This window comes from Aquimarina agarivorans (assembly GCF_000218485.1).
In the GTDB taxonomy this organism is placed as follows: Bacteria; Bacteroidota; Bacteroidia; order Flavobacteriales; family Flavobacteriaceae; genus Aquimarina; species Aquimarina agarivorans.
In genome coordinates, this window is the sequence record NZ_AFPB01000131.1 from 1 (window position 1) to 18,333 (window position 18,333).

Below are 18,333 nucleotides of genomic sequence, written 5' to 3' on the forward strand. Positions count from 1 at the left end.
ACATAATAATAATTTATACAATACAAAAGGGATACGACATGAAGACGTAGATCCAAAGAACACATCCCGACTTTTTCTTTTTATCGTCACTCTGTAAACGATCTTTGATATGATACGAAATCAAAAAAGTTAACCCAAGTATTACTAAATTATGATATGGTTGCATTTATTATTTAGGATATATTGGTTTGGTGAAATATCGTAAAATTTTTAAATACTAAATCACCTCCAATTTAGCTCCAGGTTTTGGTCTGTGAAGTAAAAATCCATAGAATGTATAAGTGTATGTACTTTTATCTTTTTGAATGTATTTTGACCAAAGAGAAGAAGCTCTTTGTCTCTTTGGCCAATCTGTTCTAAACCTATCATCTTTCCATAATGGATAGCTACTTTAATTCTTTAAACAAAAACTTCTCCAAAATCATTAACAAACACAAGAAAAGGTATCAAAGAGGTAAAGGAATAAAATTAATTGGCATTAAATCATTAGAGTCCAATTTTAACCCCTTACGCAAAACGTACAGTCCTCATTTGCACGTTATTGTTGCCAACAAAGAAATGGCTGATATTTTACTTAGCGAATGGTGTTATAGAGCAAAAAAAGGTTATGTAAACAGAAAAGGTCAAAAAGCTGATAAAGTTTGGAATTTAGATAATGCACTTCTAGAAATTATTAAGTATGGTAGCAAAATATTTACCGAACCTGACCTAAAAAAAAAAGAGCAAAAGAAACTTCTTCACCAAAAGTATATTTAAACGCTTTGTATACAACATTGGTAGCAATGAAAGGGAAACGCATTTTTGATAGATTTGGTTTCAACTTACCCATTGAATCCAAACCAAAACATTACCACGCCACTTTATTAGAAAGTTTTAAAGAGTGGGAATTCAATGCTAAAACTAATGATTGGAACAATACCTCAACAGGTGAAGCACTAACGCAGTATAGTATGCCTAGCAATTTACAAGCCTTATTGGAAAATAATATTTATTGTAAATCTAAATAAGGTCTAAACATCTTTTGCACAATCATTGCATCAATAAATTAATATCTTTGATGTAATGAAATTCTTAAGTATCATATTAGCTTTTATAATCTTTTCTTTATCAGCAAAGCCTTGTTCTGATGGTCGAAATTTTGAAGACCAACATGATGAAGCGTTAAGTGTAGAGCATAATCATCAAGAAGACAGTGATGATTCCTGTCCAATAACTTGTATATGTGATTGTTGTGGCATGTCAATTACCTATGTACCATTAACTGCTTTTGAGCTCATAGTTTGTAATAAAATTTCTACAGATTTAATAACCACCTACCAACCTATTTATAGGTTCGACTTTCAATCTAATATTTGGCAACCGCCGCGAGTAATTAGCTAAAACAAAACGATTTTAAATCATTTTTTAGTTAATCATAATTATATTTCAATGAATAAATACTTATTGAGCGTAAAGCTTATGTTCATACTTTGCCTATCATTAAAGGCACAAACATCAGACATACAAATAAAAGTCATAACAGAAGCTGAAAGCGAACCTTTAATGGGAGCTACCGTTTACTTTGAAGCATTAGATAAAGGAGCAGTAACCAACTTTGATGGTATTTCAGAATTTTCAAACATACCCAATGGTCAGCATCAAATAATAATTTCTTTTTTAGGCTTTGAAACTTTGGAAACAACAATTCAAGTTCCTAATGAAAATGAATTGATATTTAAACTTGATGAAAGCGGAAGCACGTTAGAAGAAGTTATTATACAATCTACTCGTAGTACAAGAACAGTAAAAAAAATACCCACACGTATTGAGTTTATAGGTGCTGAAGAGTTAGGTGAGAAAGCCATTATGAATCCTACTAATATTTCTATGGTACTACGTGAAAGCACAGGAATACAAATGCAGCAAACTTCATTGAGTAGCGGTAGTATAAATATTCGTATACAAGGACTAGATGGAAGGTATACGCAGTTATTACGAGATGGTTTCCCTCTTTATGGAGGCTTTTCAAGTGGGTTAAGTATATTGCAAATTCCACCCTTAGACCTTAAACAATTTGAAATTATCAAAGGAAGTTCATCAACTTTATATGGTGGTGGTGCTATCGCTGGTTTAGTGAATATGGTATCTAAAACACCTGATGAAGAACCTGCATTGGATATTATGCTTACACAAACACAAGCGTTAGGAAGCACAGCTAATATTTTTTATAGCAAACGAAGTGAAAAGTTTGGTTTTTCACTTTACGGTTCTGGACATTACCAAAAAGCATACGACCCAGAAGATGATGAATTTAGTAATTTACCTAAAACTACATCAATTTCTTTCAACCCTAAATTATTCTACTATCCATCAGAAAATACAACCGTTTGGTTTGGACTAAATGGAACATATGATGATAGAATTGGAGGCGACATAACTATTATTGAAAGTGGTGAAGAAGGTATTCATCAGTATTCAGAAGAAAATAATTCAAAACGTTTAAGCAGTCAATTCGTCTATGAAACAAAGCTAGATTCTATTAGCTCATTACAGTTCAAAAATAGTATTTCATTTTTTGATAGAAACTTAACTGTTCCTGATTTTAATTTTGATGGCAAGCAAACGAATACATTTACAGAGGTCACTTACAATCGAGAAACAAAAAAAGCCGATATAATAATCGGAGCAAATTTATATTCTTCAAACTTTGATGAAAATGATAATGCACTATTACAGCGTGACCAAAAAGATGTAACCTTTGGTGTTTTTGCTAATAGCGTTTATGATATTACAGATAATTGGATTTTAGACGCAGGATTAAGAGCCGATTACGCTAATGATTTTGGTTTCTTTCCTTTACCTAGAGTTTCATTATTATATAAAAATGACAGTGGATTTTCCAGTAGAATTGGCGGTGGCTTAGGCTATAAAATACCCGATATTTTTACTGAAGAAGCAGAATATATCAACTTCGAAAATATACTTGCCATAGATAAATCTAAAGTAGACGCAGAGCGTTCATACGGTGTTAACTTTGATGTAAATTACAAAACACGTTTATCTGATGAGGTAAGCTTTTCAGTAAACCAATTATTTTATGTAACCGCAATAAATGATGCACTACTATTAAATACAAACGACAATGGTTTATTTCAATTTGAAAATGCCACTGATGAAATCCTTAGTAAAGGAGCTGAAACCAATATCAAATTCTCTTATAAAGACTTTAGGTGGTTTTTAAATTATGCCTTAATTGATACTAGATTAAATTACTTGGATGATAAACCACAAAAACCATTAACAGCAAAACATAATGCAGGTAGTGTACTAATGTATGAGTCCGAAAAGTGGCGAATAGGTTACGAAACTTATTATACAGGAAAGCAATTTTTGTCAAACGGTACAGAAACTACGGATTTTGTTACCATGGGTTTACTGTTAATGCGTAATTTTAAGTTGGGTAGTGTATTTATGAATTTTGAGAACTTTACCGATAGAAGACAAAGTAGATTTTCACCATTGGTATTGCCTCCTCATGAGAATCCAGTATTTCCAGAAATTTATGCTCCTACAGATGGTTTTATCTTTAGTGTAGGTCTTATTATAAAACCTTTTGGAAACGAAGACCACGATTAATTATGGAAACAATAGAACAATTATTAGAGTCAAAAGATATTCGTATTACAGCAATGCGCTTATTGATATATAAGTTTCTTACAGAAAAACAAGTAGCAGTTACATTAAGTGATATTGAAAATGCTTTCGAAAAGGCAGATAGAACAACATTATACAGAACCATAAAAACCTTTGAAGAAAATGATATTGTACATCAAATTGATGATGGTACGGGAATCACTAAATATGCGTTTTGTGAAAAAGGTTGTAGTTGCGATATAAAAAACGATTTGCATTTACATTTTCATTGTAATAATTGCAATGAAACTATTTGTTTAACAGAACATAAGATACCTCAAATAAAAGTACCAGAAGGTTTTGTTTCTGAAAATGTAAACCTAGTTGTGAAAGGGATTTGTGATAAGTGTAGTGGGAAATAAATGTACTTCCATTACGCTTACTATTAAACTATTTTTGCATATAATTAATTGATATGAAGTTCAATATAAAAGTACCAAAGCATCTTAAAGTAGCTTATAACAAAGAGTTGGAATATTACCGCTTTTATTCAAAGAATAAGCAGCACTCTAATGCTTGGCATCATTTAGAGAGAAGTCATATTATAGGTCAATCTTACCCAATTGAGCACACCAATTCACATTGGCTAATGTTTAAATTTGGATTAAGGCAAAAGAATACTAAAGATGTTTTTGGACAAATTGTTAGGCTGGTTGTTGGGGGCTGGAAATCATTTATAGATCACGTTCCTCTTGGTAATACAGGAGGGTCAAATGTACCACCATTAAAACCTATGCCTATGCCTGGTGATATTGCTAAACTATTGAATGCTCAATAAAAGATTGATTAACTATTCAGATTATTAATACAAAAAGCAACAATTGTCGACCATATTGTCGACCAAAAATAGAAACTCCCGTAATCATTATTGATTCGGGAGTTTTCTGTGGAGTCGGAGGGATTCGAACCCTCGTCCAAACAAGCAATTATGACTGCTTTCTACACGCTTAGTTTTTGATTGGATTTTCGTGAAGTTGCCGGTCAAAAACAACCAACTCGTTCCTTATTCTCAATTAAGCTTCAAAACAATATCAAGACCCTATTGTTTCTATGTTTACTTTTACGATACTCAAAAACCAAACGCCGTAAACCAAGGCTTTTGAAGAGTATCCTGCTTGTCTACCTTGTAGACCGAGGCGCAATCTTACTATAATTCAGATTATGCAGCTAGGGCGTAGTTATTCTCGCCGTTTATAAAAGTGATATCGATTTTTACGAGCATGAACATCATAGCTCGGCGTGCTTACAATCCAATTGGCCTCGCTGTCAAAACCAGTCGACCCCATTTGTATCAGTAAAAACAACAATATGTATTTACCAATTTGTTCCAAACTAATATATAAATATCAAATTCGGGTTGCAAATATAATTGTAATATCTATGCGCTCATAAAATTTGTGCAAATATTATACCATTTTGGAGTTTGCCCTTATCAAGGAACATAAACCAATACACGAAACTCATGTGTTATTTCTCCCTTACAATAAAAAAAAACTGATTGTTACCCTCAACATCAATTATTATTGAAAGTTCTTCTACTTGCTATTTTCCCGATACTGCTTATTCTAAACTTGGTTTTGTTGTTACTAAAAATAGTAATGATGCTAATATTTTTCTGGGTATAAAAGAAATTTCTCTAAAAAATTTAATTTAGGAATATGATAAATTAACAGGTAAGGAAATCAGTTACAATACTCCAAATAGTATAGTCAATATGGCAGTGGATAATCTTCCTTGTGAATTACCTAAATTTTGTAGTAATGATTTTGAAGCCCAATTTGCTTTAAAAAACCTTCAACTCATACTAACCTATTTTTTGACATTTTTAACGCAATATGATCATCAAACAGTCTTAGATTAATATTTTTTACGACTAATTAATAAAATTAGCTATGGTACCTTTACATTTATATGTAGGTGAAAAAATTCAAGGAAATTTTGAACCTAAAAAACTTAATTTACTACTTAACTTTCAAGTAAACTGTCCGGGGTGTTTTTTATATGCCTTACCAACTTTTAGTAAACTATACAAAAAGTATAATAATAATTTAGGTTTTCTTGCCCTTTCTACTGCCTTCGAAGATTTTGATGTGAATACAACTAAAAACACTATTGATTTAGTTAATGAAGGAACACTTGTTGGTCACACCAAACATGCACTGGCTGAATATGGATATAATAAATTACAAATTAAACCAGAATTTCCAATTGCAATGGATAAAAAAATGGAATCATCTCAAATAGATGAAATAACAGAAAAAATATGCCTACTAAATCCTAATTTTTCTATCTGGTCTAATTATGATCAAGATCTTTTTTTAAAAAAGGTAAAAAACTATTTAGTAAAATTACCCGAAGTATCACTCACATTTACCACTAATCAATTTCGTGGCACACCTACTTTTACCTTATTTAATAATAATGAAATACTTCATTCTTGGTTTGGTCATGTAAAAATAGCTGAAATTACAACTAAAATAAACTCATTTAATTAGTTTGAAGCTAACAAGCCATTGCATAAACATTACTCTAACACAATAAGGTCTTCTTCATTTTAAATTAGAATATATTAAACAAACTTATACTGTAATTCTAATAATGTAACCATAAATACTACTATACTAATCAGGTATCTTGTTAAACCCGAATTATGCATTAAAAAATCTATTACGTCTGCGATCTACTTCAAATACTATTGCAAACTGTATTCTTTAATTTAACTTTAACGCTGTTATACTGAAATTAAGAAAACACAAGTATTTATTATATATCACAGCCTCATGACAAAGTTTCAATGCATAATTCGGGTTAAACTAAAATTTAGTTTCTGTACAAAACCACAAATACATCTGTGTTTGAACAGACTAAAACATCTTATAAATGTTAGATAACTAACTTTATTACAATGAATTAATGAGTTAAATTTAATTTTATTAATGTTAAATAAATACAAAATAATACTTAAAGCATTATTTATAATTCTTTCACTATACAAAGCTTGTTCATAATTAAAAATTATCATAAATGTCTTTGATTCAAATATTTATCTATTGTTCTTTAAATCTTAAACTTACTTATAAGGCTGTCAATTTATTGTAATTATTGATATTATATAAGTTAAAGATCTTGTCCTACAAAAAAGTACTGTAAGCTTAATAATTTCCAAAGGACAATATCCATACAACATAAATAAATACTTAATATTAAAATTTTTCAATTATGAAAAGACCCACAACTGAATACATTTGAAGGTTAAAAAAATGGCAAAATACCGCTGTAGTGAAAGTAAAAGACCATCCAACTTTAATTGACTTTGAAAAAGGCTTAGATTTTTATTAAAGAGAACAATCAATACTTTTGAAACACCCAAAAGTATTTAATTTACCCGAAGAGGAAATACAAAAACTACTTGTTTACGAACTTTACAATTATTTAGAATTTACTGTTTGGCTTGAGTTAGGCCCTGTAAACGAGGTATGTAATTTAATAAGAATGCCTTCTTTTTTACCTTGGCTTTCTAGTGAAATGAAAGATGATGCTCTCAAAATATATGTTGATGAAGGGGCTCATGCTGAAATGGCTTTTGCATTAATTTCAAAAATAGAAGAACATACGGGTGTAAAATCAATGAGAATGGAACCTAAATTTATTAAAGAATTAGATGAATTGATTTTGAGTCAGCCTAAGGAATTAGAACAAATGATTAAGATTTTTTTGTCATTATATCTGAAACTTTAATAACAGGAACTCTCACCGGATTACCTCACGATAAAACTGTGCAAAAAGGTATCAGAGAATTTGCATTAGATCACGCAACTGATGAGGGTAAACATCATGCCTATTTCAAAAACTTTTTTGAAATTCTTTGGCCTAAAATGCCAAATGATTTTCAAGCTAAAATTGGAGCTCTTTTACAAAAAATGATTCTTGCCTTTTTATATCCAGATGATCATGAATTAGAGCAAATACTTTTAAAGTTTTTCACTGTTGAAGAATCTTCTGAAATTATAAATGATTTATTAAGCTCTGAAAATGTTATTGAAGGTGTTAGAAAATCAATATTACCAACTAAAAGAATGCTAAAAAAATGTAATCTTTTTGAAATTGAAGAAATTGAACATTCTTTTAATAGTCATAAATTAATGAAAGTATGACAACTTTTATTTCACTTTCACTAAATATTTTCTACTATTAAAACTAACCAACTCATCCATTTTTCTATAAATATCACAATCATGTACTATCAATAATACATTAACAACTTTAAAAACAAACGCTATGAACACAGAAACTTCAAAAAATCTCAAAGAAATAATTTTGTCATTAATTGCTACGCCAAAATTAGGAGAAAAACATTTGCTTACATTACACAAAAAAGATGCTAATGAAATTATAAAAACTTTTTTTCACTGGTTAACTTTAGTTTCCAAAATTAATAATAGACTTGCTGTTGATAACTTAACATTTGAAGATAATAATGATTATGCTCATTTCACTCTTTTAAAACCTATAAACACAAAAATAGGTTTCATTTGTACCTCCACACTAAATGAAAACAATTTAAATTATTCACTTAAAAAGCATATTAAAAATTATAATTTGGATTTTGCCATACTATTATCTAATCAAGCTAATGATATCCAAGATAATAATGATATTAGCAAAGATGATAATGTCTTATATATAGATTCCAATTGGCTTGCTTCAATAATAATTGATAATCAAAAACCTTTTTTTGCTCAATTAGGAATTACAAACAATTATGAGTGGACTCCATATATAAAAAGTAAAATCAATTTCATTACAGAATAAAAATTTAGAAACTACTTTTTATAGCGATACTTACGAACTTTGTAAAGGCGATATTTTTGCTGCAAATTCACATCTTCCTTTAATTACTATTCCAGAGTCTTTTATAGAACGCTATTATAAATTGAAAAAAGCAACTAAACTTCAAATTGAAAAGGTTTTCAAAAATAGATCCGAATTAATCAACAACTGGGTAAGTCACATAAACAATTATAATCATTATCAAATTGTTGATCAATTATCATTAGAAAATTATATTAAAAATCCAAAGTATCTAGGATTATCACTAACAAAAAAAGAATTACAAGAACAGATTTACAACTTGAAAACACTATTAAAATATTACAATTATAAATTTTTGGTAATTAAAGAATCTTTAGATTTTAATTTTGAATTAAAAAATTCTAAAGTTTTCCTAAAGCCAACATTATCAACCAATTTACCTTCTATTAAATCTTTTAATATAGTTGTTAGCACCCCTATGATTTACAATGAATTTGAAAAAAGATTTTGGAATATATATGAGTTGATTGGCGATGAATTTAGCAACAAAAAAGATCTTGTAAATTACATTGATAATATTTATTATGATAGCCTAATTGAACTTAATGCGTCAATCAAAAATGAAAAAGTTGATACCGAATTATTCAACTACAACTCTAATAAAGCTTCTTAATTCTTATAATTAAAACAAAAACAAATGATAACTATTCATTTTATAATACACGAATATTTTGAAGGGCCTGGGATTTTAGAATCATGGGCAATTAGCAAAGGTTATAAAGTTTTATATTCAAAGTTATACAAAGGTGATAAATTACCTAATACACCAAACGAACTAGACATGCTTGTTGTTATGGGAGGACCGAAAAGCCCTAATACTACCATACAAGACTATCCATATTTTGATTCAAAAGCGGAAATGGCATTGATAAAAAAATGTATTGATGAAAATAAAATTGTTATCGGTATATGCTTAGGTGCACAAATGATAGGCCAAAGCCTAGGAGCACCAGTATTATCTAGTCCAAATACCGAAATAGGAATTTTTGAAATATGCAAAACTGAATGTGGCAAAAAAAATAAATTGTTTAGTCATTTACCTGACACACTAAATGTGGGGCATTGGCATGGGGATATGGCTAATCTTACTGATACTTCTGAGGTAATAGCCTACAGCAACGGTTGTCCTAATCAAATTATAAAATATGGCAAATTTGTTTATGTATTTCAATGTCACTTGGAATTTACATCAGAATCTATTAAAACTCTTATTCTTAATTCCACAAGAGAACTTGAAATACTGAAAAATAAAACTTATGTGCAAACTGCCGATCAAATTCAAAATTACAATTTTGAAGAAATGAACTCAATACTCACTCTTTTTATTGAAAATTTGATCAAATTACATGCATCTGAAAGTATTGTTGTTTAGTTTTGAGCTTTTCTTCAAATCTTGAACTCAGATTATGCGTTAAAACTTCTTTACAAGTCTGCGAAATATGATAATACTAATACTTTCTTAATTTATGCATAGCATCAATATGGTGAAATTAAAAAATATAATTTAGGTTAGTATTTACATTAGATCGTAGACGGAATAGATTTTTTAATGCATAATCTGGGTTTTATTAAATTAATGAACTATTATAAACTTAAAATACCTTAGTTTCGGTTATGGCTGAAAGTCACCATCTTTTTAAACATCCGTTTTTTACAATTAGTTATTAGCCTTTAGCTGTTACAGTATTCTAAAGCCAAGAGCTTTTTGCCCTATTTTTAGAAGCTAAAAGCATTTAATCTCTTTAAATCGTATTGTAAGCTATAATAAATATACTATCCTTTAAACTTACTATTTTATTCCTATTAGCTTCAAATAACACGCCTTCTTCAATTAATTCCCCTTCAACTTTAATAGCTCCTGACACTACATAAATCAAACTTTTGGAAGGGCTATTATAAATTTGCTCATTAGTTAAATGCCCAACTTCTATTTGGGTGCTGTTGGCGTCCTCTGTACCATATACTTTGGTTATTTTACCCTTTTCGGCTACACGCACTCTAAAACTGGCTGTTTCTTCTTCTTTTTCTGGTATCAGCCATAGTTGTAACATTCGAGTAGTTTCCTTTTGTTTATTCACCTCATTATGTGCAAAACCTTCTTTTCCTGATTTTTGAACTTGAAAGTCTAAGGCATTTAAATGCACACCATGTTCAAGTGACCCTTCATGACTTAAGCTACCTTCAACTACAAAAGTCAATACGTCAATAAATTTATGAGGATGTAAACCTGTAGAAATCCCCTCCTTAAACCAAGAATCTGCTAAATAAATTAAGTTCCCTACACCAGGCCAAGTACCTTCCCTTACGCCCATTCTAGGTCCATAATTAGGGTGTACAATTAATCTTTTTTGGGTAATGCCTTGAAAACCTCCTGTTTCTATATTATTTCTATCTAACTTTTTTAACGCCATGTTGCTCCACAATTTCTTAGTTAACTAATTTGTCCTTTTATTCTTAATAAAATTACATTCAAAAAAGAAATTAGTCATTCAAAAAATTAGACTTTTATAATCCAATCCTACTATATAGAATTACATAGTTTGATAAAATAGAAATCAAAAGAATATCCTTAAATGCGTTGCAAAATTTTAAAGTCATTATGTTCAAAAAATATAAATGAACTAAAAGTGACTAAGTTATAAAAACACCACAGTTTAATTTACAATACCTAGTTCTTTATTCCTTCTGTAAAACAGTCTTTACTATAAAATTTCCAATGCAAGCAATAATCCGTACTAAACTAAATTTCCCATCTATTTTTATGACTAAAATGTTTTCAAGCAACCCTTAAAACAAGTTATATTTGTGTTAAATCAAACTAACAATGACTACAGCTACGCTTTTAGCAGAAATTAAAAGAAAAAATCATTTTTATGCATCGGATTGGATGTAGACCTTGACAAAATTCCTCCCCACCTTTTAGAAGATCCTGATCCTATTTTTGCATTTAATAAAGCGATTATTGATGCCACACATCATTTAGCTGTTAGTTATAAGCCAAATACTGCTTTTTATGAAGCTTATGGCATGAAAGGTTGGAAATCATTTCAGAAAACAATAGAGTATTTAAATGCTGTATACCCTGAAATATTTACCATTGCTGATGCCAAACGTGGTGACATTGGGAACACATCAACCATGTATGCCAAAGCTTTTTTTAATGACTTATCTTTTGACTCGGTTACGGTAGCACCTTATATGGGTAAAGATTCAATTGAACCTTTTTTAGCTTTTGAAAATAAGCATACTATAATGTTGGCCTTAACATCTAACCAAGGAGCGTTTGATTTTCAGACCAAAAAAATAAATGATACCGAACTTTATAAACATGTATTACAAACCTCTAAAACCTGGAAAAACGCTGAAAATTTAATGTATGTTGTTGGAGCAACTAAAGCTGAATATTTTGCTGAAATTCGAAAAATAGTTCCAGATAACTTTTTATTAGTACCAGGTGTTGGCGCTCAGGGCGGAAGTTTGGCTGACGTATGTAAATACGGCCTAAACGATCAGGTAGGATTACTTATAAATTCATCACGTGGTATTATTTATGCCTCTAAAAATGAAAACTTTGCCGAAGCAGCTAGTGAAGCTGCAAAAAAATTACAGCAACAAATGGCCCCTTACATTTAATCGAGCAAATCCAAAGAAGAAGCACCAAAACATTGGCGGTATTGCAATTCCAAACAACGGCGTATTTTTATAGCTTCGTAATAGTCATAATCACTCAAGGCTGCATCTGTTTGCTTCAGATTGTAAGACTCTTCCATGAGTTCCATATAACGACTCATTAATTGTTTTCTATTTTTGAAATTATAAATTTGCATACTTAAAAATAACTAATAAATTGATTGTCAAGTGTTAAAATATCCATTAATCGACAAAAAGTAGTGTTAAAGTTTTTGTAATATTAAATTAAGAATATATAATAGAATTTAGTTATGATTGTTACATTATCAATAAAATGATTTGTTAATTTTAACATAGACTTCATTATTATTAATTAAAAAGCTCAAAGAAACCTTTGATTTTGCATAAATTTTGAAACTGAATAGATTTTTATTCCATATTCTAGGTTATACAATTTTCGGATAATTATTTTGTATAAATATGTTGAATTATTTTTTATTAGTCAAAGACAAAAAAATAATAAATAGCCTTATAGTTATTGTTTCATTTTTTAACGCGTGAATTATAAAAAAGAAACGAAATATATGCGAAGTATATTTTCGTTAATCGCATAAAATAGCACTAGCTTAATCACATAAGAGTGCCATGTATTTTATACCATACATGGCACTTATTCCTACTATTTCAGAAATCATTAAAACAAGTTATTTACTGTAGCTTGATTGTACTCTTATAATTAAATAAATGTTTTAAGATAAAAAGAGCTTATTAATAAGCTCTTTTTATGCTTATAATACTCTTATGAATGTAATCTAATATTATTTTCAGTTACAATTTTACAATTTTAACTACTTTTTCAAGTGACGTCTCTTTTTGTTTTAACGCTACAAAATAAACCCCAGAAGCTAAGTTTTCCAGATTCACTTTTGTTTGTTTTTCATTTAATACTCCTTCATCAAAACCTTGACCTTTCAAATCAAAAATTTGATATGTTAATTTTTTTTCAGGCACATCAATACTTAGCACATCTATAAAAGGGTTTGGATAAATGTTAACTTTTCCAATAACTAATTCAAAATCGTTAGTGCTCAATGTATTTTCACAATCTGATTCTACAGTAACTCTTATTCCATTTTTAATATCAGCGACTGTCGATGCAAAACCTTTCCCCTCTTCTGTCATATATATATTTAATCGGTACTCCTCACCTACACGTAAAATTTCTTTAGCATCAAAATTAATTACTATACTATCCTCTCCATTTACTGTTTGTTTAGCCTTACCAACAATTTTAAAATCCGATAAATCTTGAATATCAATATTGATATCTCTCATTGTATTAGTTTTATAGTCTAACTTTACACTTCCCTCTCCCGAAGGTTTAATACATTTTGTAGCAACATTTAATTCAAGACTTTCAGGGTTGGAATTACTTACCTCTAAAAAAAGAACATTTTCTGGCTCTAATTCGAAACCATTTTTAATCGTTATTCCTTTTAATAAATCATAAATAACTAAATCATCACCTTCAATTCCGTTCATTGCTAAATTTAATGTAGCTGTTGTTACACCTAAATTAACTAATGATATCACATTTTTACCAGTTGTTGTTCGCACGGAATGTTGTGCTACTCCCTTAAAATTTACTGCTTGCTTATTTATTTCTGTAACTTTTATTAAAGGCTTAAAGCCTTTTGATTCTGCTTGTGTTAATATTAACTGTTTTACATTTGCCGAACTTATAGGAATAATAGTTCCAGCTCCTGCTCTAATTGATTTAGAATGATTTTGTCCATATTCATTTTTTTTAAGACTCACATTATCTAGTAAAATAGTCCCCCCATTATTCAAATAATCTTGTAAAGCATCTAATTCGCTTTCTAGCACAAATTCGGAATCCTTTACTACAATAAACTCCCAGTTCTTTTGGTTTTGTTTTTCAATAATATTTTTAGTCACAAACCCCAATCGATGTCCTTCAAAATAAAGACTTTCATAAAAACCTTTCAAATTAGTCATATGATTGGGCTTGTTTATAGCCGATGTTTCCGAATAAAAAATACGTATTGGACTTTCTACTTCCTGTAAATCAGTAATTTCCTGTCCGTAACTATTTATATCCATCATAGTCGAATGTAACTCAAATAACACTCTTGGTTGCTGCCCCACCGTAGATGCATTTCTTGTTCCGTTCCTGTACGAACCATCTTCTCTCCTTGTCCATACCCAATTTGTTGTCATATCTAACCCATGCATCGTAGCTAACCATTGGGAAGCTCTTGCATATTCTGGCCTTAAGAAAGCTTCGCGAAAACGTACGTTATATAACATGTGGGCTTCCGAATTATAATTTATGGCATTAGGCTTTATTGAATGAAAAAAATCATAAGCCATGGTTAAATGTACCCAATCAAGCTTATATAGTTTTTGCCATGGTTTTTCTCCAAATCTTCGTGAACCATCCATATGAGCATCATGTCCTATCACATCAGACATTTCCATTAATGATTCAAAATCTAAACCACTACTCCTATCATCATTACTCCATTGAAATGGTATTAATTTAATATGTGTTTTAGCTTCATTATCTAGTCGTTTAATCTCATCATTCATAAACTTAAAATACTCGTTCACTCTTTCTTGATTAAAGCGCATAAAATCATACCACTTTGGATCCCCTTGAATGTTTGATGGTACAGGTGTTGAAATACTATTGGAAGCATCATTAAAATTAACAAATGATGTATTCCATAAATTATTTAAAGTTGCAATATTCCCATGTTTTTTTTGCAACCAGGTTACAAATTTAGCATGTGTATATTTTGTTATTTCAACAAGATCCCAACTTCCTGCAGTATTCCAATGAGGTTCATTTGCCAATAAATATCCTAATTTACTCATATTTTTCCCTTTAAATTCAGACACATAGCCTTCAAATAAAGCTTTCAATAAGGGTTTTGTTTGGGGGTGATCAATATCATAACCTGTAAATGCAGCATGTCCGTCTGTAATATCGGGGTATTTTTGCGTAATAAAAGGAGCTAGTCTATTCCCGCCTAAAAAAGGAGAACCAAAATTACCCGTATTTAAATTTTTTATGGCATTTTTTTGAGCTGTATTGATTTCAATGCTTCCATTTGGCTTTTCTTCTAAAAAATGTAGATCATAATAATAGCCTCCTAAATTACCAAAGTATGTTGTTAAATCTAGGTTATCAGCTTTTTTAGGTTTAAAAGTCCAATCATTCCCAAAAACTGGTTTTCCATTTTGAACAATACGGTTTCCACTAATATCTAATTGATCCCATATAATAGTTGTAGTCTCAGCCCTTTTACCTTTATTATTAATTAAATCTTCTAGCACTGCTATTCGTTCATCTAACATAATTATGACTTCATTACGTTCATAATCTGGTAATTCCTTTGCAAATTGGTTAGCTGTTTTTTTTAAAGGAATTATAGGCAATTGTGCTTCAAAATCTGCTTCAACTTCGTTAACGTTTTTTTCATCCCAATTAGCATAAAATAAGTATACTTCAGCTACACGAATACACATTTTTTCTTTTCGAGTATCAATTCCTTGAGAATCTGCTTGATTTATTAATATATTAAGTTCCTTAATCTTATTTTTAGCAGTTGCTTCTAAATCTTGTGAAAAAGAAGAAAAGTAAGAGTGTAAAACTACTACTATTAAGAGTAATTTTTTCATAATTTTAATGTTATTAGAATTTGTGTTCAAAAAAGCCCCTAAATAAATACCAAAACAAAATTTATATATCTATTAAAAATTTAAGAAAATGACATATTCCTTGTCTACATTCTAAATATCCCAACACATAATTATTTCGACATTTATTAGAAAACAAAACGCAAATCTGATATAGTAAATTGCTTACTACACCTTTATTTAGATAGAAATACAATATTTTAGACAAAAGAATATCTAATCTTTTTTTTCTTACAGAATCGTACAAAAAAAGGCCATTCAGAAAATTTCCAAATGGCCTTTAATACAAATAAGTTAACTACTAAGTTACTTAGCTATATTGTGTTGGTGACTAATTGATTCTTGGTGAATTGCCGAATATACTTTTTCAATAAATTCTTCACTTAAACCTACTTGACTACCGTCGTTAATCATTTTATTTTTAATAGCATTCCAACGATCATTTTGTAATATTTGAACGTTGTTTGCCGCTTTGACCTTCCCAATTTCATCAGAAATTGACATACGCTTAGCTAACTGCTGTAATATTGTTTCGTCAGAAATATCGATACGTGCTCTTAACTCATTCAATGCATTTTCATACGCTTCTGTACCACCTTCGCTACGTACTTTCAAATCTTTCATGATTTGAACTAGTGTTTCAGGAGTAATTTGTTGTTTTGCATCACTCCAAGCATTATCTGGATCGTAATGCGTTTCAATGATCATTCCGTCAAAGTTTAAATCTAAACCTGTTTGACACAAATCCTGAATAATATCTCTACGTCCTGCAATATGCGATGGATCTAATATAATTGGTAAATCTGGAAATTTAGCTTGTAAATCAATAGGAATTTGCCATTCAGGAATGTTTCTATATTTTGTTTTTTCGTAAGTTGAAAATCCACGGTGGATTACCCCCAAATTTTGAACGTCACATGTATAAAAACGCTCTACCGCTCCTAACCACAATGCAAGATCTGGATTAATTGGATTTTTAACCAATACGGGATTTTTGATTCCTCTACAAGCCTCAGCAATGTCCTGAACAATAAAAGGAGAAACAGTACTACGAGCACCAATCCATAAAATATCTACATCATGTTCCAATGCCAATTCCACGTGGTGCGGATTTGCAACCTCAGTTGCAGTTAGCATTCCCGTTTCTTTTTTAGCTGTTTGTAACCACTTTAAACCTAAAGCTCCTACCCCTTCAAAGTTTCCTGGGCGGGTACGAGGTTTCCAAATTCCAGCACGTAATACCGATGCATCTGAATCCTTTAATTGATGTGCAATTTTAACTACCTGATCCTCTGTTTCTGCACTACAAGGTCCCGCAATTACTAAAGGGTGATCTAACTTGTAGGCATCTAACCAATTTCTAAGTTCCTTTTTGTTTTCCATTGTAAATGAGTTGTGTGTCGCTAGACACTTTTTATTCTTATTTGTATTTAATTATGTAAGAAAAAAGAAATTCGAATATAGATAATAGACTTACTATATATTTCAATAAAACTCATAAACTAACCCGTCTATAATCTTTCTTCTTTTATCTTATGCTTTATGCTTCTTTTTTATCTATTCATTAAAATCATTCAATACCCTGTAAAATTGTTTTAATTCTGTTGGTATCTTTCATTTCATTAAAAATATCCTCATCATTACCAGCTTCCATTAAGGCTTTAAACGCTGTTAAATTATCAATATATTCCTGTAATGCTCCTATTACATTTTCCTTATTTTGTTTAAAAATAGGTGTCCACATTGTTGGTGAACTTTTAGCTAAACGAACAGTAGATGCAAATCCACTACCCGCCATATCAAAAATATCTCGCTCATTTTTTTCCTTATCAATAACCGTTTTTCCCAACATAAACGAACTTACGTGAGACAAATGCGATACGTAAGCAATATGTTTATCATGCGATGCTGCATCCATATAACGAATACGCATTCCTAAACGATTAAAAATATCCAACGCAAATGCTACTTGTTCTTGTCCTGTTTTTTCAACTTCACAAATAATATTTGCCTTACCCCTAAATAAATTTGATAGCGCAGCGTTTGGACCTGAAAATTCGGTTCCTGCAATTGGATGCGCTGCTAAATAACAAGCTCTGTTTGCATGATGTAATACCTGATTACACAATTTTTCTTTAGTAGAACCTACATCAAAAACTAAGCATTTATCAGTTACTGCATCCAACACTTTAGGCAACAACGTTTGCGCTAAATCTACTGGTATAGCTATAATTACTACATCAGCCTCATTTAAGTTTGCAAATGTAGCACTTTTATCAACAAAGCCTAATGAAATTGCTGTTTCCAGATTTTCAGTATTAGTATCAATACCGTAAATAATAGCGTCTTTATATGCAACTTTTATATCCGTTACTAATGAACCTCCTATTAACCCTACTCCTATTACAAAAACTTTCATTAATCTGATTCGCT

17 protein-coding genes, 1 other RNA gene and 1 pseudogene are annotated in these 18,333 nt (G+C 30.2%); 13 read left to right on the forward strand and 6 right to left on the reverse strand.

Going from position 1 to position 18,333, the window contains the following annotated elements; genetic code table 11:
* The first annotated feature begins 378 nt into the window (after nt 1-378).
* The 6 genes from GMC_RS0106865 to GMC_RS0106885 all read left to right on the forward strand — a co-directional run bounded on the left by GMC_RS0106865 (nt 379) and on the right by GMC_RS0106885 (nt 4,450).
* Nucleotides 379-756 carry a hypothetical protein gene (locus tag GMC_RS0106865; protein WP_010521441.1) on the forward strand — a complete coding sequence of 126 codons (378 nt, stop codon included), beginning with the start codon at nt 379-381 and terminating at the stop codon, nt 754-756.
* Between the two features lie 26 nt (nt 757-782).
* Nucleotides 783-1,007, forward strand: a complete 225-nt coding sequence (locus tag GMC_RS0106870) for a hypothetical protein (protein WP_010521442.1) — start codon at nt 783-785, stop codon at nt 1,005-1,007.
* Nucleotides 1,008-1,062: 55 nt separating this feature from the next.
* On the forward strand, nt 1,063-1,380 hold the full coding sequence (locus tag GMC_RS21175) for a DUF6660 family protein (RefSeq protein ID WP_094766262.1): 318 nt from the start codon (nt 1,063-1,065) through the stop codon (nt 1,378-1,380).
* A gap of 78 nt (nt 1,381-1,458) precedes the next feature.
* The gene (locus GMC_RS0106875; protein ID WP_010521443.1) at nt 1,459-3,615 is read left to right on the forward strand and encodes a TonB-dependent receptor; all 2,157 of its coding nucleotides are present in this window, start codon (nt 1,459-1,461) and stop codon (nt 3,613-3,615) included.
* 2 nt (nt 3,616-3,617) lie between these two features.
* Nucleotides 3,618-4,034 carry a Fur family transcriptional regulator gene (locus GMC_RS0106880; protein WP_010521444.1) on the forward strand — a complete coding sequence of 139 codons (417 nt, stop codon included), beginning with the start codon at nt 3,618-3,620 and terminating at the stop codon, nt 4,032-4,034.
* A gap of 53 nt (nt 4,035-4,087) precedes the next feature.
* Nucleotides 4,088-4,450, forward strand: coding sequence for a DUF3703 domain-containing protein (locus GMC_RS0106885; RefSeq protein ID WP_010521445.1), 363 nt, complete (start codon nt 4,088-4,090; stop codon nt 4,448-4,450).
* Nucleotides 4,451-4,556: 106 nt separating this feature from the next.
* On the opposite strand, the gene ssrA is transcribed toward GMC_RS0106885, so the two are convergent.
* Nucleotides 4,557-4,956: a transfer-messenger RNA gene (gene ssrA, locus GMC_RS20965) on the reverse strand.
* A gap of 608 nt (nt 4,957-5,564) precedes the next feature.
* Between ssrA and GMC_RS0106900 the strand changes: the two genes are divergently transcribed.
* The 6 genes from GMC_RS0106900 (at nt 5,565) to GMC_RS0106925 (ending at nt 9,916) form a co-directional block, all read left to right on the forward strand.
* Nucleotides 5,565-6,167, forward strand: coding sequence for a hypothetical protein (locus GMC_RS0106900; RefSeq protein ID WP_010521447.1), 603 nt, complete (start codon nt 5,565-5,567; stop codon nt 6,165-6,167).
* An 862-nt stretch (nt 6,168-7,029) separates the two neighbouring features.
* On the forward strand, nt 7,030-7,410 hold the full coding sequence (locus GMC_RS0106905; protein ID WP_010521448.1) for a hypothetical protein: 381 nt from the start codon (nt 7,030-7,032) through the stop codon (nt 7,408-7,410).
* Entirely contained in the window at nt 7,410-7,826 is a 417-nt protein-coding gene (locus GMC_RS0106910) for a hypothetical protein (RefSeq protein ID WP_238527942.1), read from the forward strand. Before GMC_RS0106905 ends, GMC_RS0106910 begins: the two co-directional genes overlap by 1 nt.
* Before the next feature lie 124 nt (nt 7,827-7,950).
* Nucleotides 7,951-8,484 (forward strand): hypothetical protein, encoded by a 534-nt coding sequence (locus GMC_RS0106915; protein ID WP_010521450.1) that lies wholly within the window; start codon nt 7,951-7,953, stop codon nt 8,482-8,484.
* Between the two features lie 121 nt (nt 8,485-8,605).
* Nucleotides 8,606-9,157 (forward strand): hypothetical protein, encoded by a 552-nt coding sequence (locus GMC_RS0106920; RefSeq protein WP_010521451.1) that lies wholly within the window; start codon nt 8,606-8,608, stop codon nt 9,155-9,157.
* Between the two features lie 24 nt (nt 9,158-9,181).
* The gene (locus tag GMC_RS0106925; protein WP_010521452.1) at nt 9,182-9,916 is read left to right on the forward strand and encodes a glutamine amidotransferase-related protein; all 735 of its coding nucleotides are present in this window, start codon (nt 9,182-9,184) and stop codon (nt 9,914-9,916) included.
* Between the two features lie 370 nt (nt 9,917-10,286).
* Here GMC_RS0106925 and GMC_RS0106930 read toward each other — a convergent pair whose 3' ends face one another.
* Nucleotides 10,287-10,955, reverse strand: a complete 669-nt coding sequence (locus tag GMC_RS0106930) for a pirin family protein (RefSeq protein ID WP_010521453.1) — start codon at nt 10,953-10,955, stop codon at nt 10,287-10,289.
* A 413-nt stretch (nt 10,956-11,368) separates the two neighbouring features.
* Here GMC_RS0106930 and pyrF point away from each other — a divergent pair.
* Nucleotides 11,369-12,177, forward strand: a pseudogene (gene pyrF, locus GMC_RS19360) (orotidine-5'-phosphate decarboxylase).
* Here the strand turns inward: pyrF and GMC_RS21495 are convergent.
* The 4 genes from GMC_RS21495 to GMC_RS0106955 form a co-directional block, all read right to left on the reverse strand.
* On the reverse strand, nt 12,174-12,371 hold the full coding sequence (locus GMC_RS21495) for a Lacal_2735 family protein (RefSeq protein ID WP_138940586.1): 198 nt from the start codon (nt 12,369-12,371) through the stop codon (nt 12,174-12,176). The pseudogene pyrF and the gene GMC_RS21495 sit on opposite strands and share 4 nt — an antisense overlap.
* Before the next feature lie 631 nt (nt 12,372-13,002).
* Complete coding sequence (locus GMC_RS0106945) at nt 13,003-15,882, reverse strand: T9SS type A sorting domain-containing protein (protein WP_010521455.1); 2,880 nt, start codon at nt 15,880-15,882, stop codon at nt 13,003-13,005.
* A 324-nt stretch (nt 15,883-16,206) separates the two neighbouring features.
* Nucleotides 16,207-17,283 carry a bifunctional 3-deoxy-7-phosphoheptulonate synthase/chorismate mutase type II gene (locus tag GMC_RS0106950; RefSeq protein WP_010521456.1) on the reverse strand — a complete coding sequence of 359 codons (1,077 nt, stop codon included), beginning with the start codon at nt 17,281-17,283 and terminating at the stop codon, nt 16,207-16,209.
* 187 nt (nt 17,284-17,470) lie between these two features.
* The gene (locus tag GMC_RS0106955; protein WP_010521457.1) at nt 17,471-18,319 is read right to left on the reverse strand and encodes a prephenate dehydrogenase; all 849 of its coding nucleotides are present in this window, start codon (nt 18,317-18,319) and stop codon (nt 17,471-17,473) included.
* Nucleotides 18,320-18,333: the final 14 nt, after the last annotated feature.

Bases quoted from the DNA above. Each gene is read 5' to 3' on its own strand.
- GMC_RS0106875 (WP_010521443.1), top strand. From the start codon at position 1,459: ATGTTCATACTTTGCCTATCATTAAAGGCACAAACATCAGACATACAA.
- GMC_RS0106925 (WP_010521452.1), top strand. From the start codon at position 9,182: ATGATAACTATTCATTTTATAATACACGAATATTTTGAAGGGCCTGGG.
- GMC_RS0106865 (WP_010521441.1), top strand. From the start codon at position 379: ATGGATAGCTACTTTAATTCTTTAAACAAAAACTTCTCCAAAATCATT.
- GMC_RS0106930 (WP_010521453.1), bottom strand. From the start codon at position 10,955: ATGGCGTTAAAAAAGTTAGATAGAAATAATATAGAAACAGGAGGTTTT.
- GMC_RS21175 (WP_094766262.1), top strand. From the start codon at position 1,063: ATGAAATTCTTAAGTATCATATTAGCTTTTATAATCTTTTCTTTATCA.
- GMC_RS0106955 (WP_010521457.1), bottom strand. From the start codon at position 18,319: ATGAAAGTTTTTGTAATAGGAGTAGGGTTAATAGGAGGTTCATTAGTA.
- GMC_RS0106900 (WP_010521447.1), top strand. From the start codon at position 5,565: ATGGTACCTTTACATTTATATGTAGGTGAAAAAATTCAAGGAAATTTT.
- GMC_RS21495 (WP_138940586.1), bottom strand. From the start codon at position 12,371: ATGCAAATTTATAATTTCAAAAATAGAAAACAATTAATGAGTCGTTAT.
- GMC_RS0106885 (WP_010521445.1), top strand. From the start codon at position 4,088: ATGAAGTTCAATATAAAAGTACCAAAGCATCTTAAAGTAGCTTATAAC.
- GMC_RS0106915 (WP_010521450.1), top strand. From the start codon at position 7,951: ATGAACACAGAAACTTCAAAAAATCTCAAAGAAATAATTTTGTCATTA.
- GMC_RS0106950 (WP_010521456.1), bottom strand. From the start codon at position 17,283: ATGGAAAACAAAAAGGAACTTAGAAATTGGTTAGATGCCTACAAGTTA.
- GMC_RS0106880 (WP_010521444.1), top strand. From the start codon at position 3,618: ATGGAAACAATAGAACAATTATTAGAGTCAAAAGATATTCGTATTACA.
- GMC_RS0106870 (WP_010521442.1), top strand. From the start codon at position 783: ATGAAAGGGAAACGCATTTTTGATAGATTTGGTTTCAACTTACCCATT.
- GMC_RS0106945 (WP_010521455.1), bottom strand. From the start codon at position 15,882: ATGAAAAAATTACTCTTAATAGTAGTAGTTTTACACTCTTACTTTTCT.